The 4,352-nt window shown below is 63.9% G+C and carries 1 protein-coding gene; it reads left to right on the top strand.

The features are described 5' to 3' along the window. Nucleotides 1-741: 741 nt before the first annotated feature. Nucleotides 742-4,302: a DUF5801 repeats-in-toxin domain-containing protein gene (locus tag AAHM41_RS39210; RefSeq protein ID WP_342242064.1), complete on the top strand. Its 3,561-nt coding sequence runs from the start codon at nucleotides 742-744 to the stop codon at nucleotides 4,300-4,302. Nucleotides 4,303-4,352 lie beyond the last annotated feature (50 nt).

The raw sequence follows: 4,352 nt of genomic DNA, 5'->3' as shown, positions 1-4,352 counted from the left end.
TCCTGAGACTCCCCGAAGCGGACGCCCACCGTATCCGCCTGATCGATCTGGCCTTCGCCGGAGACCGCGATGTTCTCTTCACCACGGCCACCCCACCTCCGGACACATTGTAAGAAATTCGAATAGCAATATCGAACCTTTGATCGAAGGATCTTATGGTCCGAAGGTATACGATTGGCAACTTTCGTAGGATAGATCTCCCATTTCTAGAGGATTTACTTGCATAAGATTGCCGTCATGGTGTTGGGAATATCTTTCTCTTTGTTGCAGATATTTAATAATTTATAATTGTCTGCAATTTTCTTTCCAGTGAATCATTCTCTGGCTGCTTTCTGGGCTGGGGGTTTTCACGCACCATCAACGCAACGGGTAGACTCGGTGTCAACCTTCGGCGGTGCAACTGACTGCTGTAATGCTGGCGGCGGACGGAGGAGGTCCGCGGAGCTTGGGTCCAGGCTGACCATCATCGTCGACAGCTCCGCCGTACCCGATCACAGTCGAGAGAACGGATCGCGACCGCCAAACACGCTCCTGCGGATCACTTCGACCTTCCTCCCCCCCTCGAAACGCCGGCGATCCTGCCACCGGAAATGTCCGCATGGCAGAGCGTCAGGGGGCACGGCGGCCTAGCTGCGGCCCCGGCGCCTCGTATCCCGCATGCTTCGTTTAACAGTGGCCACGGCACCTGGTGCCGAGGACGCGTGGCCCAATGGGCCAGACACACGAATGGGGAGGACGGCAATGACGATCACCTTCATTCTCAACGATGAGGCCGTCAACGACCAGACCACCGGGCTGCAAACCGGTGATAGCGGCGACGGCTTTATCGACACCGATGTGGCGTATTCCTCCCTGTCGGCTTCGTTCCGGACCTATCTCGAGACCACTCTCGGGCTGAATCCCACATTCCCGACCAGCGTCGGCGTCGCGACCAAGACGAACTCGGTCACCGTCAATGCTTCGACGGGTAGCCTGACCGACATCAGGTTCACCGACGGGAGCGGCGGCGCTCTCGACGGCGACGACAGCGGGCTCGACACCGTCGATGGCAGGAGCATCCTGCTCTTTGCCGATGGCGACGACATCGTGATCGGCCGCTATGACAGCGATGGCAACGGCAGCGCCGACGCAGTCGCCTTCGTCATCTTCAAGGAGGAGGTCCTCAACGCCGGCGCCACGAGCGCCCAGGTGGCCTTCCACGTCGTCACCTACGCGCCGATCTTCCATGGCGACAGCACCGACCCGGACGACGCGGTCAATCTCGGCAACACCCTCAAGCTCACCGCGAGCGAGAAGATCGGCTTCAGCTTCGCCGGCACGCCCTCAGGCAACCACCTCTTCACCATGGTCGCTTCGGGCGGTACCGGCCTGGTGGCGACGCCCGAGGCCGAGGTGATCAAGCTTCATATCTCGCAGGGCGGCGGGCCGACCACGCTCGGCGTGTTCAATCAGATGATCGACCCGGGCGAGACGATGGTCTTCACCTTCGTCACCAGCCCGAACACCAACTTCACCGTGCCCAACCTCAGCCAGGGTGAGGCGGATGCCGAGACCAACATCCTGTTCGGCGGCCTCAATACGAGCACCGGCGGCTCGGTCGAGATCTCGCAGACGCAAGGCAACGACCCGGCCGGGTTCAGGCTGACCGCCCTTAATACACAGGGCGACGGCAGTGCCACTGAGCCGAGCGGCGATGGCTTCATCAACGGCTACGCCAATGATCCGATCGCCGCCATTTCCGAGGTCCGGGTGTTCAACGCCTCCGGCACCCTCCTGCTCACCGCCACGGGCGACGTCACCACCCCTGTCAACGGCATCACCGTGGACTTCCTCGCCAGCGGCGAGGTCGAGCTCCGCGGCCTCCAGGACGACTATACCGTCGAATACGACGCCGCCTCGCACGAGCGGCTCAAGGTCACCGGCGTCCAGGGCAAGTTCGACATCGGCGGCATTGGCGTCGAGACCGCCGGCACTCAGTCGGCGTTCGTCGGCCAGCAGATCGTGATCGAGGACGACGGGCCGACGGCGGCGATTGTGCAGGGCGCTCCGGTGGTCGCGCATGACGAGACCGCGGGCGTGCAGGCGGATGCGAACGACACCACCGCGGCGGGGGTGGTGGCGCTGTTTGCCGGTGTTGCCAATGTCAGCGCTGATCTGAGCCCGACTGGATATGCGCAAAACGCGAGCCCCGTCGTGAGTTCGACAGGAAGCTCGTTCGGTACCGACTTGGGTGGGACGACGGCGTTTTCGCTGGCGGTGTCTGCGGCGGGGGTTGATTCCGGCCTCGACACGACCAACGGCACGAGCATCTTCCTGTTCAAGGAAGGCAACCTGGTGGTCGGCCGCATCGGCGGCGCCGCCGGGCAGGCGGCCTTCGCCGTCGCGATCAACAGCACGACCGGCGTGGTCAGCGTGGCGCAGTACGCCTCGCTGAGGCACCCGAACACCACCAACCCCGACGACTCGGTGTCGATCACCGACAGCGCGCTGCAGGCGGTGGTGACGGTCACCGACCGCGACGGCGACACGGCCACGGCCCTGACCGGCATTGGCGATGCCGTGCAGTTCCAGGACGACGGGCCGACGGCGGCGATCGTGCAGGGCGCACCGGTGGTCGCGCATGACGAGACCGCGGGCGTGCAGGCGGATGCCGACGACACCACCGCAGCGGGGGTGGTGGCGCTGTTCGCCGGTGTCGCCAATGTCAGCACCGATCTGAGCCCGACCGGCTACGCGCAGGACGCGAGCCCCGTGGTGAGCTCGACGGGGAGCTCGTTTGGCGCGGACCAGGAGGGCGCCACGACGGCGTTCTCGCTGGCGGTGTCTGCGGCGGGGGTTGATTCCGGCCTCGACACGACCAACGGCACGAGCATCTTCCTGTTCAAGGAAGGCAACCTGGTGGTCGGCCGCATCGGCGGCGCCGCCGGGCAGGCGGCCTTCGCCGTCGCGATCAACAGCACGACCGGCGTGGTCAGCGTGGCGCAGTACGCTTCGCTGCTCCATCCGAACGCCACCAACCCCGACGATACGGTGTCGATCACCGACAGCGCGCTGCAGGCGGTGGTGACGGTCACCGACGGCGACGGCGACATTGCCACGGCCTCGACCGGCATCGGCGACGCCGTGCAGTTCCAGGACGACGGGCCGGCCATCGGTCCCATCAGCGATGGGCTCGTGGACTTCGCCGCTGGTGATTCCGTGACCAACCCGCTCAATGGGGTGGTCGGAGCGGATAACCCGGCAACCTTCAGCATCACCAGCTCCCCGGCGACCTTGACGATACTCGATGGCACGTCGGGGCAGTTGACCTTGCTCAGAGACATCACCGGCAATGGGACGACCGTCACCTATTTCCAGGATGTCGATAGCAGTGGAACACACACGGCAGGCGACATCGATTTCTTCAGGCTGAGCTTGTCCGGTGGCAACTATACCTTCGACGTCCTCCACGATCCTCCGGCCGCGGAGCTGCAGTTCGGCTTCGCCGGAGCGCCATCCGGCAGCAACCTGTTCATGATCTTCGGCGATACAGCCTCCGCCCAGATCGTGGTGATCGGCGAGGATCCGCTGAATCAATCACAAGGCGGGAACATCAACACCAAGGACGTGCTCAATATCAGTCAAGCCGGCAGCACCACCTCCTTCGGCGTCAACGGCAACCAGATCAACCCCGATGAGGGTGCGTTCATCACCTATGTCACCGGCACGAACACGAACTTCCTCGTGCCCAATCTGGATCAGAACGAGGCCGATATCGAAGCCAACATCGCCTTCACCGGCGTGTTCAATGCGACCTCGGCCTCCTTTACCGTCAACCAGACCAATCCAGGCAAGGGACCGGTGACCGTCAAGATCTCCGCCTTCAATACCGCAGCCGAACCGGGGGTGAATTTCGTCGACGGGCTCACCAACGATACGCAGGTCAACATCACATCCGGCTCGGTCGTCAACTTCGTGGTCAGCGGCGAGTCAACGCCAGTCGCCACGGTCAACGCCGACGGCACCTTGACGGTGACCGGCCTGACCAGCGGCGACCAGGTGAGATGGACGACGAGTGGAACCCACGACCGCGTCCTGATCCAAAACATCAGCAATGCGGACGGCATTGCCGGCAACGACAACAACACTTTCGATATCGGCGGCTTCGGCCTGGTGCGGTCGCAGCCGGCACCCGACGAGAAGCTCGATTTCACCGTCCAGATCGCCGACGCCGACGGCGACACTGCCAATGACAGCTTCTCCATCGGCATCGATGGGACCGGGCTGTTCGACGACAACCACGTGGACGGCGTCATCGCCTGAACGGCTCACGCCCGGGGGGGGGGGGGGGGGGGGGGGCCCCCCCCGGGGGG

The sequence above is a fragment of the Inquilinus sp. OTU3971 genome, from assembly GCF_038440215.1.
The sequence above is the reverse complement of the archived record's forward strand: the minus strand, read 5'-3'. Positions and strand labels throughout refer to the sequence as shown.